19 protein-coding genes and 1 tRNA gene are annotated in these 17,960 nt (G+C 61.9%); 14 read left to right on the top strand and 6 right to left on the bottom strand.

Annotation, left to right across the window (positions count from 1 at the left end):
- Positions 1-110: 110 nt before the first annotated feature.
- Together VGF98_05110 and VGF98_05105 are read right to left on the bottom strand one after the other, a co-directional pair.
- Complete coding sequence (locus tag VGF98_05110) at positions 111-512, bottom strand: hypothetical protein (protein HEY1680993.1); 402 nt, start codon at positions 510-512, stop codon at positions 111-113.
- Positions 513-515: 3 nt separating this feature from the next.
- The gene (locus VGF98_05105) at positions 516-1,415 is read right to left on the bottom strand and encodes a hypothetical protein (GenBank protein HEY1680992.1); all 900 of its coding nucleotides are present in this window, start codon (positions 1,413-1,415) and stop codon (positions 516-518) included.
- 187 nt (positions 1,416-1,602) lie between these two features.
- Between VGF98_05105 and VGF98_05100 the strand changes: the two genes are divergently transcribed.
- Both VGF98_05100 and VGF98_05095 read left to right on the top strand, forming a co-directional pair.
- Positions 1,603-2,205, top strand: a complete 603-nt coding sequence (locus VGF98_05100) for an alpha/beta fold hydrolase (protein HEY1680991.1) — start codon at positions 1,603-1,605, stop codon at positions 2,203-2,205.
- On the top strand, positions 2,166-3,077 hold the full coding sequence (locus tag VGF98_05095) for a hypothetical protein (protein HEY1680990.1): 912 nt from the start codon (positions 2,166-2,168) through the stop codon (positions 3,075-3,077). Before VGF98_05100 ends, VGF98_05095 begins: the two co-directional genes overlap by 40 nt.
- Before the next feature lie 54 nt (positions 3,078-3,131).
- On the opposite strand, the gene VGF98_05090 is transcribed toward VGF98_05095, so the two are convergent.
- On the bottom strand, positions 3,132-4,214 hold the full coding sequence (locus tag VGF98_05090) for a hypothetical protein (protein ID HEY1680989.1): 1,083 nt from the start codon (positions 4,212-4,214) through the stop codon (positions 3,132-3,134).
- Between the two features lie 141 nt (positions 4,215-4,355).
- Positions 4,356-5,465: a hypothetical protein gene (locus VGF98_05085; protein HEY1680988.1), complete on the bottom strand. Its 1,110-nt coding sequence runs from the start codon at positions 5,463-5,465 to the stop codon at positions 4,356-4,358.
- A 432-nt stretch (positions 5,466-5,897) separates the two neighbouring features.
- On the opposite strand from VGF98_05085, the gene VGF98_05080 reads away from it, so the two are divergent.
- On the top strand, positions 5,898-6,488 hold the full coding sequence (locus tag VGF98_05080; GenBank protein HEY1680987.1) for an NTP transferase domain-containing protein: 591 nt from the start codon (positions 5,898-5,900) through the stop codon (positions 6,486-6,488).
- A gap of 20 nt (positions 6,489-6,508) precedes the next feature.
- On the opposite strand, the gene VGF98_05075 is transcribed toward VGF98_05080, so the two are convergent.
- Entirely contained in the window at positions 6,509-7,351 is an 843-nt protein-coding gene (locus VGF98_05075) for a cell envelope integrity protein TolA (protein HEY1680986.1), read from the bottom strand.
- 93 nt (positions 7,352-7,444) lie between these two features.
- Here VGF98_05075 and VGF98_05070 point away from each other — a divergent pair, with 93 nt between their 5' ends.
- From VGF98_05070 to VGF98_05035, 8 genes are read left to right on the top strand one after another with little or no spacing between them, the layout of a single operon-like run.
- Positions 7,445-7,705 carry a hypothetical protein gene (locus VGF98_05070; protein ID HEY1680985.1) on the top strand — a complete coding sequence of 87 codons (261 nt, stop codon included), beginning with the start codon at positions 7,445-7,447 and terminating at the stop codon, positions 7,703-7,705.
- The gene (rlmD, locus tag VGF98_05065; GenBank protein HEY1680984.1) at positions 7,683-9,053 is read left to right on the top strand and encodes a 23S rRNA (uracil(1939)-C(5))-methyltransferase RlmD; all 1,371 of its coding nucleotides are present in this window, start codon (positions 7,683-7,685) and stop codon (positions 9,051-9,053) included. The genes VGF98_05070 and rlmD overlap by 23 nt, the downstream gene beginning before the upstream one ends.
- 16 nt (positions 9,054-9,069) lie before the next feature.
- Positions 9,070-9,360, top strand: coding sequence for an Asp-tRNA(Asn)/Glu-tRNA(Gln) amidotransferase subunit GatC (gatC, locus tag VGF98_05060; protein ID HEY1680983.1), 291 nt, complete (start codon positions 9,070-9,072; stop codon positions 9,358-9,360).
- A 1-nt stretch (position 9,361) separates the two neighbouring features.
- A complete protein-coding gene (gatA, locus tag VGF98_05055; GenBank protein HEY1680982.1) occupies positions 9,362-10,852 on the top strand; it encodes an Asp-tRNA(Asn)/Glu-tRNA(Gln) amidotransferase subunit GatA in 1,491 nt (496 codons plus the stop codon).
- Positions 10,849-12,300 (top strand): Asp-tRNA(Asn)/Glu-tRNA(Gln) amidotransferase subunit GatB, encoded by a 1,452-nt coding sequence (gene gatB, locus VGF98_05050; GenBank protein HEY1680981.1) that lies wholly within the window; start codon positions 10,849-10,851, stop codon positions 12,298-12,300. The genes gatA and gatB overlap by 4 nt, the downstream gene beginning before the upstream one ends.
- 4 nt (positions 12,301-12,304) lie before the next feature.
- Positions 12,305-14,632, top strand: coding sequence for a Smr/MutS family protein (locus VGF98_05045; GenBank protein ID HEY1680980.1), 2,328 nt, complete (start codon positions 12,305-12,307; stop codon positions 14,630-14,632).
- A complete protein-coding gene (gene tyrS / locus VGF98_05040; protein HEY1680979.1) occupies positions 14,629-15,834 on the top strand; it encodes a tyrosine--tRNA ligase in 1,206 nt (401 codons plus the stop codon). Before VGF98_05045 ends, tyrS begins: the two co-directional genes overlap by 4 nt.
- A gap of 2 nt (positions 15,835-15,836) precedes the next feature.
- Positions 15,837-16,067, top strand: coding sequence for a hypothetical protein (locus VGF98_05035; GenBank protein HEY1680978.1), 231 nt, complete (start codon positions 15,837-15,839; stop codon positions 16,065-16,067).
- Positions 16,068-16,074: 7 nt separating this feature from the next.
- On the opposite strand, the gene hslO is transcribed toward VGF98_05035, so the two are convergent.
- On the bottom strand, positions 16,075-16,974 hold the full coding sequence (hslO, locus tag VGF98_05030) for an Hsp33 family molecular chaperone HslO (protein ID HEY1680977.1): 900 nt from the start codon (positions 16,972-16,974) through the stop codon (positions 16,075-16,077).
- Between the two features lie 52 nt (positions 16,975-17,026).
- On the opposite strand from hslO, the gene aroQ reads away from it, so the two are divergent.
- The 3 genes from aroQ to VGF98_05015 all read left to right on the top strand — a co-directional run bounded on the left by aroQ (position 17,027) and on the right by VGF98_05015 (position 17,918).
- Complete coding sequence (gene aroQ, locus VGF98_05025; protein HEY1680976.1) at positions 17,027-17,458, top strand: type II 3-dehydroquinate dehydratase; 432 nt, start codon at positions 17,027-17,029, stop codon at positions 17,456-17,458.
- A gap of 58 nt (positions 17,459-17,516) precedes the next feature.
- Positions 17,517-17,822 (top strand): HU family DNA-binding protein, encoded by a 306-nt coding sequence (locus tag VGF98_05020; protein HEY1680975.1) that lies wholly within the window; start codon positions 17,517-17,519, stop codon positions 17,820-17,822.
- Positions 17,823-17,843: 21 nt separating this feature from the next.
- Positions 17,844-17,918 (top strand) — tRNA-Pro (locus VGF98_05015).
- The last annotated feature ends 42 nt before the right edge of the window (positions 17,919-17,960 follow it).

The following is a 17,960-nucleotide window of genomic DNA, read 5'->3' as shown; positions in this document are numbered from 1 at the left end:
GACTAAGTAGAATCCAACGGCAATCAAAACGAAACCGATTATAACTGAGCCGATTCCACGCATTAGCGTGCTATTCATGACGTCAATCCTCCCTTTCTTGTTGGAGGCACTTAAGAAATAAAGGCACTATGTATTGCAGTGACGCTCGATAAGACGTTGGGTACGTTTCCGGTGGCGAGCGCTGCGGCTAACGACAGCATCCCAGCCGCAATTTTGATTCCGCGGCTGATGCTCGCGACTTCGTTTTTTAACGTCGCGGCGGCAGCATTGGCTTGCATCGTCGCGGCGTCGAGTTTGACGAAGGCGCCGGCTGCGTCGTCGAACGTCGTGGCCGCGGCTTGCACGGCGAGCGTGGCACCCGCGTTAGCGGCGTGCATCGCGTCGCTGGAAAGTTGATCGTACGACGTTTGGTCTGCGACGTCGTTGTCATCGAGAAAAGTGTTGATGCTCGTCGCAAATTGCGTATAGCGTTTGGCTAGCGTTTCCAGTTGATCGGCAGACAGCTTCGGCACGGATTATCCTCCACTCGACGCGAGCGCCGAAACGTCTTTGACCAACGGCACCACGTTATCGTTGACGACATCGATCATTTCAGACAGGCTTGCCTGCGACTGGGCCGCCTTCGCGAGGGCGGCATCGGTCTTCGCGAGATCGCGCATCGATGCGGCATAAGCCAACGCTTTCTGTTTGCGTGTCTCCACGTCGTTTCTGCGAGCCAGCCACTCTTGGCGAACGTGCAAAATCGTTAATCGATCGCCATTCGGATGCACGGCGTTGCGCAGGTACCGCTGGTAGAAGCGATCGACGACCACTTCCTCATCGTCGAGGAGCGTGGTATACGGCCCTTCTGCAGTCGAGGCGAGCGATTCGGTGGCTTGCGCAACCGACGGATCCGCTTTCAGCACCACCCGCCGCAACTCGGCGTCGCGGTCGTTTTCCATTTTTATCGAAACGATCGTGCTTACCAAGTCGCCGAACGCCGTCGCTTGGGTGCTGGAGAAGATCGACGTGCTGGTCAACGCGCTTCCCAAGGCATCCGTCCCGTCGGGCTTCGTATCGACGCCGGCGATCGCGGCTAGACCCTGCACGTACTGTTCGAGAATAACGTTGCGCAGTTTCCATTGCGCGGATACGGTTGCGGCTAGCGCGCACGTGGGGGGCGCGACTCCGTTCGGCGCAGGGGTCATCTCCACCACGGGACGCGTACGCAAAAACGCGGCGCTGTTGTCGGAATATTCGCGAATGCGGACGCACGATTGTGCGAAGTCGGCGGCAACGTCGTCGAACGAGGCGGCGCCTGCGGCGAAGGTTTTAGCATATTCTTGGACTCGCTGTGTATCGACCGGTTTTTCGCAACCGCATAGCACGGCGCATCCTAATGCGACCGCGACGAACGTGCCCTTCATGACGCGCACCGGAAGCCCGGAATCTTGAGATCAGCCGGCTCCGGGGGCCCCACCCTGGTGAAAAGGAAGCTGGCCGGAGAGAGTACGCCCGTCATTGGAAGAGGCTACTCTTTGCGCCTCTGCAAGTCAAGCGCTAGCTCGCTCGCCTTGCTCGACCGAAGCGAGGTGCCGTTCGGCTCCTCTGGAAGCAGGGGGCATGCACACCGGACCGATCGACACCGTCATCTTCGTGCACGGCTACAGCGTGCGCGACCTCAACAGTTTCAACAAACTTCCCGCCCTCTTACAGGCCGACGGGATCGCCGCGACCTCTATCTACCTTGCCGGATTCGTGTCGCTCGACGATTATCTCGGCTGCGACGACTTAGCGGATGCGTTGGAGCGGCGTATCGCGTCGCTGATCGCCGAACACGGGATCGATCTCGGAAGAACAATGCTCGTCGCGCATTCGACCGGAGCTCTTGTCGCTCGACGATGGATCCTTAACCGGCGTGCGACCAAAAAGGCCGTGGCGGAGACCGCAACGCTGAGCCACTTTGTTTCGTGCGCCGGCGCCAATCACGGTTCGACGATGGCGCAGCTCGGGCGTACCGAACTCGCTTATCTCTTTCGAACGTTGACCCAAGGACAGTCGGTCGGTAAGCGTGTGTTGGAAGATCTCGACTACGGCAGCGACTTTCTGCTGCAACTCAATCGCGAGTGGCTCGATGCGTGGAACGATGCAGCAGAGCCGTTATATGCCGAGACGTTTGCTTCAGCATGGGTGGCAGCGATCACACCTTCTGGCAGAATCATTTGACCTGGCAATCGCACGAGAGCGGTTCCGATGGAACGGTTCGTATCAGCGGAGCGAATCTCAACTACCGTTGGATCGACGTACCGGGCGAAGCCGGCGCGGAGTACCGGCTCGAAACGTTGACGCAAGCCGCGCCGCACCTCGTGATCGAACTCGGCCAAGAGCGGTACTCGCACACCAGTCAAAACGCGCCCGATACCCAGCGCCTCGTCATGGACGGAGTCAGCGCGCTCGACGACATCGCCCACGGCTTCAAGAACCCGGCCAGTATCGTGTCGGCCAGCACGCTCGGCATCGTCGACGGCGTTACGACCGCCACCCAACGACCGTACACCGCGTTGCGAGAAGCGATCGCGGTGCACGACGGGACCGGGTACGCGACGTTGGCGCGGAGCTGGGCGCAGCAAACCGCTACTTGGAGTGCCGCCCATTCGGACGCGACGAACTCGACGGTTGTGTTCGCTATTTACGATGGAATGGGTGGAATGGTCGACGACACACTCGTGATTCTTCGCGACACGGGTGGTACGATCGCCGGCGTTTCGGGCAGCGTCCTCGACAATCAGCCGATTCGTAATCAAGTATCGCCCGGAGTCGTTTCCCTCTATCTTAACTATCCGTCGTTCGAGACGACCCATCCGCACAGCGTGCACATCGAAGCGCGAACCGATACGCCGTTCGTTGCCGAAGCGGTCGCGGACGCGGCGCTCTCCGCTAACGACGATCACGTGCTGGCGCCGAACGAGTTTACCTATGTCGATGTGGTGTTGCCGCGCGACCCACTGGCAGCGATGGTGGTGTACCGCGCGTCGGACGTGACGCCCGCAACGCTCGTTGAAGTGTTTCCGCCATTTGCCGACGGTTGGCTTCCCTGACGCAGTAAAAGAAAATCGCCGGCACGGTGTTAGTCGTGCCGGCGATCGAGGGTGTTAGCGGGGCGGCTTTCCGCCGTTGCTGTTTTGCGCCGGTTTAGCTCCACCGTTTTGCGGCGGTTTGGCTCCGCTATTTTGCGGAGGCTTCGGAGGTGCCGCGTGCGTCGGCGGTTTTGCCGGAGGCTTGGGCGCGGGCTTGGTGTTGTAGGCCGGCTTCGGCGCCGGTTTGGTGCTGTTTGCCGGCGGTTTAGGTGCCGGCTTCGTGCTGTTCATCGGAGGCTTTCCCACGCCAGTGTTGACCGGCGGCTTCGGCGCCGGTTTAGTGGTGTTGACCGGCGGCTTCGGTGCCGGTTTGGTGCTGTTTGCGGGAGGCTTTGCAGCATTGGCGGGAGGCTTCGGAGCGGCAGCCTTATCTGCAGCAGTTACCGGCTTGAAGTTCGGCGGACGGTTTGTCGAACTCAGCGGTTTGGCCGATACGAGTTCGGCAGGGTGTCCGTTATTGACGCGGGCGTACATATTGCGATCCGCCGCCGCGGTGTTGATGTGATTTCGCTGATACGGCGTCAAACCGATGTGCGTCTGGCGAGCGTACTGTATCTGAGCCGGGGTGGCTACGACCCTCGAGCCGCCCGGACCGTAGTAGCTATAGCGATTGACGTTGTGCACGACGACCGTACGATTGACGTACACGTTCCGCACGTACCGCGGATTGACGCGCATCACGGCGGTGTTATAGCGGAACTGGTTGCCCGACCAAGCGCCACCGACGAAGCCGTTACCGTAGTAACCGCCGCCGTAGTTGACGCCGCCGTAGTAACCGACCGTGCGGCCCCAATACCCCTGGTTCCATCCGTAGTTATTTTGCGCGGCTTGATAACCCCAGTATCCGGGGGTCCAGAGCATTCCGTACTGCGGAGCCGCCATCCAGGTGCCGGGGATCCAGTAGTAACCGGCCGACCCGTATCCCCAGTATCCAGGGATCCACTGATAGTTTGGGTTGGCCAAATACGGCTGCTGGTATGCCGGCATGATCGGCGGTGCGCCGATCCCGACGTACAGCTGAGCGCTTGCCGGCGCAGCCGTCGCTAGGGGAAGGGCCGCCGCGAAGGCGACCGCAGTTAAAAATCCTGTTACACGCATTGCTGTTCCTCAAGCTCCTTCAGGAACCAACATACCCCGTTTGGCGGCCAAGCATCCTTGGAGCCGGTTAGAGGATCGTTACAGCTCGTTAGGATGGGGGGTAGGCAACAGTTGCCGCCCCCATCCTTGCGTGTCGAGGGGTTACAGGTTGCCTTTTTGGCTGATCGTCGCTCCGACGGGTTGCGACACGGAGTCCGTGATGTTCGCGGTGATTTGTTGCGTGAACGGATTGTCGATCATGACGCCGTTGGCAGCGTTACCAAAGTCCGGCGCGATGAAGCGAGCAGTGGTGCCCTTCTGCTGGCCGCGCTTCCAGAATCCGATGACGTCGCTGGAGCCGGCAATCGGGGCCTGGCCCTTATATGTGAGGGTCGCCGCGGTGCCACACGTGCAGAGCTGATAGATAGCCGACGTCGGATTGTTCTGGTACGTCTGGTCACCGACCAACAGATACGAGCCGCCCCATACGATGGCGCCGGGCGTATACATCGTAACGCCGTCCGTAACCGTGACGGGCGAGAACGCGGTCGAACCGCTCGGCGCCACCGCGATTGCGAAGCTCGAGCTACTGTCTAATCCATCCACGTAGAGCGCGCCCGTCGGGGTGTAACCGACGAATGCCGGGTGGGGAATGTTGCTCACCGTAACGGTCGTGGGCGATCCAGTTGCGTGGGTGTAGAAAGAGACGGTGCCGTTAGCGGCGGACGGCGCGAACTCTGAAACCGCGAGATTCCCGGTCGACGGATCGACCGAACACGAGACCGGACCACCGTTCGGGTCGGTCAAGATCTGGCTGGGAGTCGTCGCGCCGTACGCGTACTCGTAGATCTTACCAGTGCCGTAATCCGGAATGAACACGTTGCCGGCGGAGTCCGCACACGGAACGGCGGGCTCGGTGAAACCGGTCAGCGTTCCGGTGAGCGCGGTGTTGAGTCCGTTCTTCTTGTACGTATAGATCGTGACGTCGGCGGTGCCGAAATTGGAAACGTACAAATTCGCGTTTCCGGCTTTCTTACCGTCCGGCGAGATCCACGACTTCTTGCGATCCGGCTTGACGGCCGGCAGCGGGCCGCGAAATGCCCACGGTGATAGAACGCCTTTTGCAGCGTTGGTTGCATACGACGTGACGCCAGCCGACGTGGCCGTCGATGGCGCAACTTGCGATTGCATGTTACCCGAACATGCGGACAAGAATGTAACTGCGGCTGCGACGCCGCCGAAACGCGTTAGGAGCGGGGACATGGTACGCATTTGAATTCCTCCAGAAGGTATTGCATCGATCTACGTTCTCTTTTACCTCGTGGCCTGTTGTGTTTATCGGGTATAAGCGCCGTATTTTTAGGGAGCTTGCGACTGCGTATCCGTGCCTTTAGTCCCATTGGATTTAGAATGCGGTACTTGTATTACGCTTGCTTATCGTTACGAAATAAGCTATCCGGGACGATCGGTACTTCGCGAATGCGCATCGCCGCCGCGTGAAATACGCGGTCAGTGATGGCCCGGCGCGTTCGATGATACCCACTTCGACGGTGCCTTCGCGGGCGCCGAATTGATACGAGAATCGTCTCCTTCGATCGCGATCACCTCGATATCCGAAATGTCGGCATTGGTCGCTATGAGGTAATCGAAGTTCTTTCCCATTTTTTGCCGGGAGACGCCGGGCGCGAGCGCGTAGCGAACGCCATGCGTTTTGCGTACGTCGTGTTAGCCGCGGGATCGTCGAGACGAATGGGACGCGACAAGCTGACCTCGCCGCTCTCGGGGAGGTCGCCGTTGGAACGCCTCGCGGCGTTGCTGAACGGGCGAGCGGTGGCGATCGTTACTACGGCGTCGCGTTTGGAAACGTGCAAGCAACTGATGCCGAATGCGATCGCGCTGGTGAACGAACGTCCGCAAGACGGAATGACGTCATCGCTGCGCGTGTCGCTAGAATCTGTCGCGGATCACGAGTGCATCGGAGTTTTATTGGGTGACAAGCCGCTGCTGGCGAGAGAGACGCTCGATCGACTAGAATCGATCGTGTCGTGGTCGCCGCTCGACATCGTGTATCCGCAGTCGGCAACCGGCGTTCCGGGCCATCCCGTGTATCTGTCGCGTCGAGCCCGAGCGCACGTCGCCCATTTGCCGAACGGCGACACGCTGCGTGAACTCCGCGGGCATGCCCTGTTAACCTCGGCCGCGATTCCTTGCGACGATGCCGGCGCATTTCTCGACATCGATACGCAAGACGACTGGCTCCGCGCCGAACGCTTCGCGCGGACCTTTGACCGCTAACGTTCCGTTCGGAGTGCGAGTTAGCGCGGGGGCTCGCGGCCGGCGTAGATCCGAGACAACAACGGCGTGAGGTACGTCCCGGATGGCAGCACGTACCCAAGCGGAGGAAGTGGAAGCGGTACGTCGTGCACGTATGGCGGATTAGCAATCCTGTCGTCGCCCGCCGGATAGCAGACGGGCCAGGGAATCGTGCCGTCCTCGCCCGCACCCGTGGCAAACTGTGCGACGTAGCGCGCGTAATAGCAGATCGTCGCCCCCGACGACCAACGCCGCAAGGGAATCAACTGCATCTGAACGGCGTTTTCTTGAACGTGTCCGGGAGCATCGAAGTACGATCGCCGGAACGCTGCCGGCGCTTGACGTTTTACCGTAGCTAAGCTCAGCGGGTTGTTGGTCGTTCGCAACTGGGCGGCGACGCGAGCGAAGTTCTGCTCTTGCCGTGCGATCTGTTCGCTCACCGATGGTGCCGCCGCCTCGGCCGCGGGCTTGCCGGGCGTCGGCGGAGCGGTGGTTTGCGGTTGCGGCGTGGCTCGGGCATCTTGTCGTGACAACTCGTGTTTGGGCGCGGCCGAAGGGCGCGGCGCGACTGGAGCGACCGGCTGCGCGGCGCGTTGCGCCGTTTGCGGCCGCGGCTGTGGAACGGGACGAGTGGCCGGGGGAGTTCGCGGAACCGGAATCGGGTGCCGATCGATGCGAACGGCGGTGGACGCAACGACGCGTTCGGTATGCGGCGGAACGAGTGGAGCGAGTACGATCCAATTCCACGCGCCTAACGGCACAAGCAGTGCGTGCAACGCGAGCGAGACAACGAACGCCCAAAGCAGTGGCCCCCGCTCGCGATCGCCGCGCCGTCCGGAAAGCATGTCGCACGTTTCGACACACCCCGTCCCGGGTGACTTCTACCGGGTGACTTCGACCTGTAGCGCGAACGGCGAAACGTGGAAAGGGGGAACGCAGTGCAACCGTCTGATTCGGGTTCTGGGGAAGCGGCGTTCGGTCACGAAGACGCACATGGCGGCGGTTTGAAACGGTCGCTGGTCTGGATCGGCGTCGGCGTCAGCGTCGCCGGCCTCGGAGCCGCACTCGCCTTTACTGTAGCGCGCGCGATCATCGGCGCACGGCGGCTTCCGGACGATCCGACCAGCAAGCGCATTCAGCAGCTGATCGACGAAGCGAACACGCTGCTTAAGACTCTTGACGATCAACGCGGCGGCTAAGCCGGACGGAGCGCCACGGGCCGGTGACCAGCTCGAACTCGATTTCCACGATCTTCTCGCCAACGGACAGGCCGTCGGCCGGCATGCCGGCTTGGTGGTGTTTTGTTTTGGTCCGCTTCCCGGCGAACGCGCTTTGGTGCAAATTTCCGACGTCAAGCCGAAGTACGCCGTCGCCGGGCTCATCCAACTGCTGGTCGAATCGCCGGAACGTGCCGAACCGTTTTGCCCGGTCTTTGGAGAATGCGGGGGCTGCCAGATCCAGCACTGGACGTATCCGGCACAGCTCGCTTGGAAGAAGCGCGTCGTCGTCAACGCGCTCGAACGCATCGGCGGTTTTCGGGACGTCGAAGTCAACGACACCGCCGGCATGGCGGCCCCGCGAAATTATCGCAACAAAATGTCGCTCGTGGTTGCCCGTGAGGGTGACCGCACACCACTCGGCTTTTATCGCCAGCGCTCGCACGACGTCGTGCCGATCGATGCATGTCCGATCGTGTTACCGCAGTTAAGCGGGTACGTCGAGGCGTTACAGCATCCGCCTAGCCCGGATGCGGCGCGCGCGATTGCGTCGTCGCGGCACATCGTTGCGCGCGCTTCGTTGGATGGAACGGCAGTCGTGACGTTGACGACCGACCGCCCGTCGGACGAGGCCGAGCGCGCAGCAACCGGACTGTTGGCATCCTTGCCCGGCGCCTCGGGCCTCACAAACTCCTACGACCTTGGGAGCGCGAATGCGATCCTCGGAAAGAAGCAACGTCTGTTGGCCGGCAACGCGGAAATCGAGGAGACCATCGACGCCTTGCGCTATCGCGTTTCGTCGTCGTCATTCTTTCAGGTAAACACGAATGTCGTAGCGCGCATCTTCGAGTATCTCGATGCGCGCGCGCCGCGCGTAGGGCGGGTGCTGGACCTCTACTGCGGCGTCGGCACGTTCTCGCTATTTTTTGCGCGCCGCGGCGCCGACGTGCTTGGTATCGAAGAAAGCGCGGGAGCGATCGAGGAAGCTCGAGCGAACGCGGAGCTCAACGGCTTATCGAAGCGCGTTCGATTCGCGAAGGGCCGCGTGGAGCGCATCGCCGCCGACGAACGTGGGCGAAACGAGTTAGCCGCATGCGAATTAGCGTTTTTGGATCCCCCACGCAAGGGCAGTGACGAGGCTGCGCTGGACGCCTTGGCTGCGGCCGGTGTGCCATCGATCTGGTATCTCTCGTGCGACCCGGCGACGTTAGCCCGGGATTTGAAGTTCCTCACGGCAAAAGGATATCGCCTCGGAACCGTGCAGCCGTTCGACATGTTCCCGCAAACGGGACACGTTGAGGCGCTGGCCACGCTCGAGCGACAATCCTAACCGACCGGAGTTTATCGTGCAATCCGATTCCATCGACGTCCGCTACGTCGCACGACTGGCGCGCATCGCATTGACCGACGAAGAAGTCGACCGCTTTTCGGAGCAGCTCGGCGATTTGCTGCATCACGTCGACGCGCTATCCGAACTGGACACCAATAGCGTCGCGGCGACCGCGCAAGTGGTAGAGTCGCGCAACGTCACGCGCTCCGACGAGCGCCGGCCGTCGTTGGATCGCGAGACGGTTCTCGAACAAGCGCCGCGCAGGCAGGGCAACTTCTTTCGCGTCCCGCGGATTATCGCCGAATAACGTGAGCGACTTCTCGATCGAACGCGGCGCGGCCGACATCGCGCGCGCCGTTACCGCAGGTTCCCTTTCGGCGGCAGACATCGTCGAAGCCGTCTTGTCGCGCGTCGACGCGGTCGATGGTTCGGTTGGAGCATACTTAACGCCGTTGCACGATCTCGCACGCGGCACCGCTGCGAACGTCGACGCGCGCGTCCGAGCCGGTGAGCGGCTCCCACTCGCGGGCGTGCCGTTAGCCGTAAAAGACAACATGTGTCTGACCGGAACGCGGACTACCGCCGGCAGTAAAATTTTGGAACATTGGGTCGCGCCGTATACGGCTACCGCCGTAGCGCGTTTGCTGAATGCCGGTTGCGTTCCGATCGGTAAGGCGAATCTCGACGAATTTGCGATGGGCAGTTCGTGCGAAAACTCGGCGTTGGGTGTCACGCGCAATCCGTACGACTTGTCACGCGTTCCCGGCGGATCCAGCGGCGGTTCGGCCGCCGCCGTCGCCGCGCTCGAAGCGACCATCGCGCTGGGTAGCGATACCGGTGGATCGATCCGCGAACCGGCGGCGTTCTGCAATCTGGTCGGATTCAAACCGACGTACGGACGCGTTTCGCGCTACGGTTTAATCGCATTCGCCTCGAGCCTCGACCAGATCGGTCCGCTCACGCGTTCGGTCGAGGATGCGGCGCTGACCTACGATGCGATGGCGGGCTTCGACACGATGGACGCGACGTCGCTCGACCGCGAGGTCGAGCCGTCGGCGACTGCGTTGCGCGAGGATTTACGAGGCCTGCGCATCGGTTTGGTTCGCCAATTCGACACGAAGCTGTTAGGCACCGACGTCGACGCCATCTACAAGAAGGCGTACGACGACTTGGCCGCATGCGGTGCCGAGATCGTCGAGGTCACACTACCGACGGCCGACTACGGCCTCGCGACCTATTATTTGATCGCGCCGGCCGAATGCTCGTCGAACCTGTCGCGCTTCGACGGCGTGCGCTACGGCTTGCGTGTCGAGGCAAAAGACGTACAAGCAATGTACGAGGAAACGCGTGCCGCGGGCTTCGGGCCCGAGGTGAAGCGCCGCATCTTGATCGGAACGCACGCATTGTCGAGCGGCTATTACGACGCATACTACGTTCGCGCACAAAAAGCGCGGACGCTCATCGCGCACGATTTCGAAAAAGCGTTCGCGGGCTGCGATCTGATCGCGTGTCCGGCGGCGAGTTCTCCGGCGTTCGCATTCAACGCGAAGAGCGATCCGTACAGTATGTATATGATGGACTACTACACGATTCCGATGTCGCTCGCCGGTCTTCCGGCGCTATCCGTGCCGTGCGGGTGGGTGACGCCGCCGGGTGGGAGCGCTCCGATGCCGCTCGGCTTACAACTCTGTGCACCGCTGTTCGCCGAGCCGTTGTTGCTCGGCGCCGCTCACGCCTACGAGCGTGCAACCAAACATGCTACCCAGCATTCACCGCGCGTCGAGGCGGTGTCGCCGTGAATTGGGAAGCGGTGATCGGCATCGAGTGCCACGTCGAGTTGAAGACGCAGACGAAGATGTTCTGTGGTTGTCCGAACGAGTTCGGCGCCGAGCCCAACACCAACGTTTGTCCGGTTTGTTTGGGAATGCCGGGCGCGTTGCCCGTGCCCAATCGCGTCGCAATCGAGCACATGGTGCGAGCCGGTCTCGCGTTCGGTGCGGAGATTCCGGCATTTTCGAAGTTCGACCGCAAGAATTATTTTTATCCGGACATGCCGAAAGATTATCAGATCTCGCAGTTCGACATGCCGTTGACGTCGGGCGGCGAGGTGAAGTATTGGCTCGACGACGGAACGATGAAATCGTGCCGCCTGACGCGCATCCATTTGGAAGAGGACACCGGCAAGTCGTCGCACGCCGGCTCGGGCGACGGTCGCATCGCCGGCAGCGAGTATTCGTTGGTCGACTTCAACCGCGCGGGCGTTCCGCTGATGGAGTGCGTCTCCGAACCGGAGATTCGTAGCTCGCAAGACGCCGTCGCGTATCTTACGTCGCTGCGCGAGACGTTGCTGCAGCTCGACGTCAGCGACGTAAAGATGGAAGAAGGCTCGCTGCGCTGCGATGCCAACGTGTCGATCCGGCCGGTCGGGGCCACCGAGCTCGGAACGAAGACCGAGATCAAAAACATGAACTCGTTTCGTTCGGTTCAGCGGGCAATCGATAGCGAAATCCGGCGGCAGATTGAGACGGTCGAAGCCGGCGGCCGCGTGGTTCAAGAGACGCGCGGCTGGGACGAAGCGCGTGGCGAAACACACACCATGCGAAGCAAAGAAGAAGCGCACGATTACCGCTATTTCCCCGATCCCGATCTGGTTCCGATGGAACTCCAGGGCGACGATATCGACCGGCTGCGCTCGAGCTTAGCGGAGTTACCGTGGCAGCGCTTTCAAAGGCTCACCGGCGAATACGGGCTGAACGTCAAGCAAGCCGGTCAACTGATCGACAACGCGCGGCTGGCCGAGTATTTCGATCGTGTCGTCACCGCGAGCCGGAATCCACAGCAGTCGACCAACTTCGTGTTAGGCGATCTTTCGCGCCTGGCAAACGAGAGCGGCGTGGCCGTAGCCGATTCGAAGGCGTCCCCTGACGATGTCGCCGAGCTGATCGCTATGGTCGATGCGAAAACGATCAACTCGAAGATCGCCAAGACGCTGGTCGAACGGATGTGGAAGGGCGATGGCTCGCCCAAAGCGATCGTCGAGCGCGAAGGTCTGTCGCAGACGAGCGATCCGGGAGCGGTCGAAACGTTCGTCGACGACGTGCTTGCGGCCAATCCGAACATCGTCGCGGAATACCGCGCCGGCAAGACCAACGTCGCTGGTTTCTTGGTTGGCCAAATCATGAAGGCGTCGCGCGGAAAAGCCGATCCAGCCTTGGTGAACACCGTTCTGAAGCGCAAGCTGGAATAACGAGATGCTCGCCGACGAGAAGACGCTCGAGGCGCTCGACTTCGAACGGATTCGCGAACGCGTCGTCGGAGCGACACGCACGCAGCGCGGCCGCGGTCTGGCCGAGGCGCTGTCTCCAGAGCTTGCGTTCGATCTGGTGGCGGTGCAGCAGCGCCGCACCGCTGCGGCGCGCGATTTAGTGGCTTCCGCCGATTTCCACGTGATGGCGGCGATCGATACCGGCGAGTTAACGAAGACGGCGGCGCTCGGGCGCACGCTCGGCGCCATCGAGTTGCGCGCGGTTGGCGATGCGTTAGCGGCCGCAGCCGCGGCGTATAACGTCGCCGGCCACGATCCCGTGTTGCGTGAGGTCACCGTCGGGTACGTGCCGGTGAAAGAATTGCAGCGCGCTATCGTCGACGGCATCGACGAACGCGGTGTCGTGCTGGATCGCGCCTCTCCGGCGCTGGGGCGCATTCGCCGTTCGCTCGTGCAAGCACAGTCGGATGCGCGCGATCGCGTCGGCTCGATCTTGCGTTCGTCGCGGTATGCTAATGCGATTCAAGATCAGGTCGTAACGATTCGCGAAGGCCGGTTCGTCGTGCCGATCAAGGCCGAGTTTTCCGGTGAGTTTCCCGGTATCGTCCACGATACGAGTTCGAGCGGCCAGACGCTATTCGTGGAGCCGCTAGCGGCGCTCGAAACCAACAATCGCTTGCGCACGCTACGACTCGAAGAAGAGCGCGAGATTCAGCGCATCTTAGGCGAGTTGTCGCGACGCGTCGGGGCCGATGCGAGCGCGATCGAAGGCAATATCGACATTCTGGCCGACCTCGATGGTATCGTCGCGAAAGCGCAGGTTGCAAAATCGATGGACGCGGTGCAGCCACTGTTGCGCGACGAAGCCGCAATCGACGTACGCAACGGACGGCATCCGTTGCTTGGCGGGCGCGCGGTGCCGCAATCGATCGCGGTGGACGACGAGACGCGCGTCGTCGTGATCAGCGGTCCCAACATGGGCGGCAAGACGGTCGCGCTCAAACTCGTTGGGCTGTTCACCATCATGACGTACTGCGGCATGCAGATACCCGCATCCGACGGCTCGTCGGTCGGACGGTTCGACCGCGTCGTGGCGGACATCGGCGACGAACAGTCGATCGTCGCCAACGCGTCGACCTTTTCGGCCCACCTCGATCGCATGCGCGATGCGCTGACCGGTGCCGGCCCGCGCACGCTGGTGTTGGTCGACGAGATCGGTGGCGGCACCGAGCCGAACGCCGGTGCCGCACTGGCGGTAGCGATGCTCGAGCGCTTATTGGAGGCCGGGTCGCGGGCGGTGGTGACCACGCATGCGACCGAACTCAAACTGTTCGCCCATGCGGCCGCAGGCGTGGCCAATGCGAGCGTCCGCTTCGACGCGCGCACGTTCGCGCCGACCTTTCATCTCGATATCGGTGCACCCGGGCAGTCGCTGGCGTTCCCGCTGGCGCGCGCTGTGGGCATCGACGAATCGATTGTCGACGCGGCGCAACGGCTGTTGGATAATAAAGAACGAGATTATGAGTCTGCATTGGCCGAATTGTCGGAACGTTCGGCCGAACTCCACGAGCGTACTCGGGCGCTCGAAGGCGAGCGCGCCGACCTGCGCCGCGAACTCGAACGGGTACGCGGCGACCGCGACCAGCTCGACGCCGAGCGCAGAAGTTTTGCCTTGCGCGCCGAGGACCGAATGCGCGATGCGCTGCGCGATTTTGTGCGCGATTTGCAACAGCGAGCCGAAGAGCGCGAGCAGCGACGACCCAAGGCCACGCCGGCACAATCCCAACTGCTCTCGCAGACGCTCGATGCGATGCATCGAGACCTCGGCATCCGGCCCGAAGCACCTGGAACCCTCGACAACGGCGCGTTTGCGTCCGGCGATCCGGTGCGGATCACGTCCTTGCGCCAAGATGGCAGCGTGGTCGAGGATTACGGTAGAAACGTTCTGGTCGCGATTGGGCCGATGAAGACCGTCGTCGACAAGACCGACGTGGTGCGACGGCAAGTCGCGCCGGCGCGAACGTTGCGAGCCGGCGGCGGGACGCCGCGGCTGGAGGCAGCGACGCGCAGTTCGGCGGAGTTGGACGTTCGAGGAAAGCGATTCGTGGACGCCGAGCCGATCGTCGAGCAATGGCTCGACGAGGCGATGCTGGCAGGCAACTCGCCTTTGCGGTTGATTCACGGAAAAGGTACCGGAATGTTAGGCCGCGGGCTGCAAGAGTATCTACGTTCGCACCCGGCGGTTAGCAGCGTGCGCTACGGTAACGAAGAGGAGGGCTCTGCGGGCGTGACCATCGTGGACCTGCGCGAATGACGCGCGACGCACGATTCGACGACGTCGACTATTTGCTCGACGGCTTCGAAACGGTCGAAACGGTGAACGACTTTCGCGAGCGGTTGCGCTCGGGACGGCCGCTCAACGTCAAACTCGGCATCGATCCGACCAGCCCCGATCTGCATCTGGGCTTCATGGTCGTGCTTTCCAAACTGCAACGTTTCGCGGAAGCAGGCCATCGCGTAACGTGGATTATCGGCGATTTCACCGCGCGCATCGGCGATCCGAGCGGGAAGAACGCGACCCGCCCACAGTTGACGCCCGAAGCGATCGACGCCAATATGAACACCTACCGCCGTCAAGCCGAAAAAGTACTAGATTTGGAGCGCATCTCCGTGCGCTACAACTCCGAATGGCTCGACAAGTTGGATCTCGCCGATTTGATCAAACTCTTGTCCAAGACGACGGTCGCGCAAATGTTGGAACGCAACGATTTCTCCAATCGGTACCGCGGCGGCGCCGCGATCTCGTTGCACGAATTTTTATATCCGGTCGCACAAGCGTACGACTCGATTGCGGTCGAATCCGACGTCGAGCTGGGTGGCAGCGATCAGCTGTTCAATCTGTTGTTAGGGCGTCACTATCAGCGCGAATACGGTCAACAGCCGCAAATTTGTGCGACCGTTCCATTGCTGGTCGGCTTGGATGGCGAGAAGAAGATGAGCAAGAGCTTGGGCAACTACGTCGGGATCGACGAAGCGCCCGAGCAACAGTTCGGGAAGCTGATGAGCATCGCCGATTCGCTGGTGCCGACGTACGCACGTCTGGCTGCGTTTCGTTCGCAGGCCGAATGCGATCGCATGGCCGCCGATATTTCCGGCGGTTCGGTCAACCCGATGGTCGTGAAAAAAGACGTGGCCGAAAGCATCGTTGCGCGCTATCACGGCGCGGCCGCGGGGAGCGCGGCGCGGGAGCATTTCGAGCGGACGGTGCAGCGCAAGGAGTTGCCGCAAACGGAACTCGCCGAATACGAGGTGCCGCACGGAACGCGGATCGGCGACGTGCTGGTACGCGCCGGCTTGGCCGAGAGCAAGCGTGCGGCCGAGCGACTAATCTCCGGGAACGGCGTGAAGATCGATGGTATAGTCGTCAACGATCCGCGAGGGGTGTGGACGGCCGATTCGGCGGTCCTCTCCGTCGGTTCGCGAAAGTTCGTGCGCGTACGCGCGCAGAAAGAATAGCAATGGCAGCAGCGATCACGTATACCCCCGACACTCCGATCGAAGGACGCCGCTTTACGTGCAAGCGTTGCCAGCGAGTCTATGCCTACCCGGAGGCCAACGATCGGCCGATTCGGTGCGAGTGTGGCTGGTGGTATTACAACGACGGTGCGGGCATTCGGGAATCGTATCAGCAACGGCTCGAGCCGTATCGCACGCCCGCGAATCTGCGCACGCTCTTCGAGCGGCGCTAGCGACTCCTTAGGACTTCGCTCGCTCGACGCGTTCGGCGAGCGCATCGAGTTCGGCGCCGCTTAGCTCGTAGCGCCGCCCGCAGAATTCGCAGGTCGCCTCGGCGCTGTCGCGCTCTTCCCGCAGACGTCGCAGACCGTCGGCGCCCAAACCGGTCAGTGCGGTTTCCACTTTTTCGCGCGTGCAGCGACAATCAAATCGCACCGGCATTTCGCGGTGGGCGCGAAGATCGACATCGCCCAGCAGCGCGTGCAGCAGATGTTCGGCAGTTGGGTTTTCTCGAACGAGCGTCGTGACGGACGGCATCGCGAGCGCTCGACGCTCGATGCGTTCGAGCGCGTCGTCGGGCGCGCCGGGCAACGCCTGTGCGAGAATGCCGCCGGCGGCCACGATGCCGGTCGGATCGGCCAGGACGCCCAGCGCGACGATGCTCGGTATTTGTTCCGAGTTCGCAAGATAATACGCGAGATCTTCGGCGATCTCACCGGTCTGTAGCGGCACGACACCGACGTAGGGCTGTCCGACTTCGTAGGACTTCGTCACTTGAAGCACGCCGTTGCCCACGACGCTTCCTACCGCGAATTTGCCGCGCTGGTCGACGGGAAGTTCGGCCAACGGATTGCGCGCGTATCCACGCGCGCCGATGACGGCTCCCGCGTCGAGTAACCACGACTCGGCGGTGATCGCACCGGCCGGCCCGTTCCCCGAAATCTGCAGCGAGATGCGCTCGCTGCCTTTGAGGCTTGCTCCAAACAGCACCGCGCCGGTCGTAAGCCGCCCTAGGGCCGCAGCGATCGTGGGGGAGAGGTCGTGCCGAGCACGGATTTCGCGAACCAGGTCGGTCGTGACGACGGCGCTGACCGCGATGCCGCTGCCAGTCGCGGTCGCGCTGAGGAGTGCGTCGGGCATCCGGCGCTTTCTCTCGAAAGGCGCGCGCTTTTCCTGTACGGAAGGGGCGCCGATGCGCGTTTTGGTGCTGCACGGTCCGAACTTGAACTTGCTCGGCGTTCGCGATCCGGCGACGTACGGTACGCAGACGCTCGACGAGGTCAACCAACGGATCCGCGCGACCGCGTTGGAATTGAACGTCACCGTGCAGTGCGAGCAGTATAACGGCGAAGGCAGTATCATCGATGCGTTGCACGCGGCGCGCGGAAAATATGACGCAATCGTGATCAATCCCGGGGCTTACGCGCACTACTCGTATGCGATCGCCGACGCGCTCGCGTCGATCGGCATTCCGGCGATCGAAGTGCATCTGTCGAACGTAGCCGCTCGCGACGAGTTTCGACAAAGGAGCGTCACGGCTGCAGCGTGCAAAGGCACAATTGCCGGCCTGGGTGCCGCGGGCTACTCGGTGGCTCTGCGGGCGCTAGCGGAAAACGAGAAATGACGGTGAACAAGCGTCCGGGCAGGCAAGCGCAAGCTCAATCGGCCTGTAGGAGAGCGCCATGACCAAAGCCGACTTAGTCGAGGCTGTGGCGGATCGGGCGGAGCTTCGGAAACGCCAGGCCGCGCAGGTCATCGACGTGGTGCTAAAAGAGATCGAAGCGGCGCTTTGTCGCGGCGATCGCGTCGCATTGATGCCATTTGGGAGTTTTGTCGTACGCGATCGTAAGGCGCGCGAAGGAAGAAATCCTAAGACGGGTGAGAAGATCGAGATCTCAGCGCACAGAGCGCCGGCATTCCTCGCCGGTAAAGCTCTGAAGGATTCGGTCGGCCGCAAGAACGTTTCGCAAAAACGTCCGACGCGGTAGGCGAATCGGCGCAATCGGCATCGGGCTGTGGCGCAGTTTGGTTAGCGCGCTTGACTGGGGGTCAAGAGGTCGCTGGTTCGAATCCAGTCAGCCCGAGAGTGAAAGAGCCTTATTTTAGGGCTCTTTTTTATTAGTGGG

This window comes from Candidatus Tumulicola sp., from assembly GCA_036490475.1.
Classification (GTDB): Bacteria; Vulcanimicrobiota; Vulcanimicrobiia; order Vulcanimicrobiales; family Vulcanimicrobiaceae; genus Tumulicola.
The sequence above is the reverse complement of the archived record's forward strand: the minus strand, read 5'-3'. Positions and strand labels throughout refer to the sequence as shown.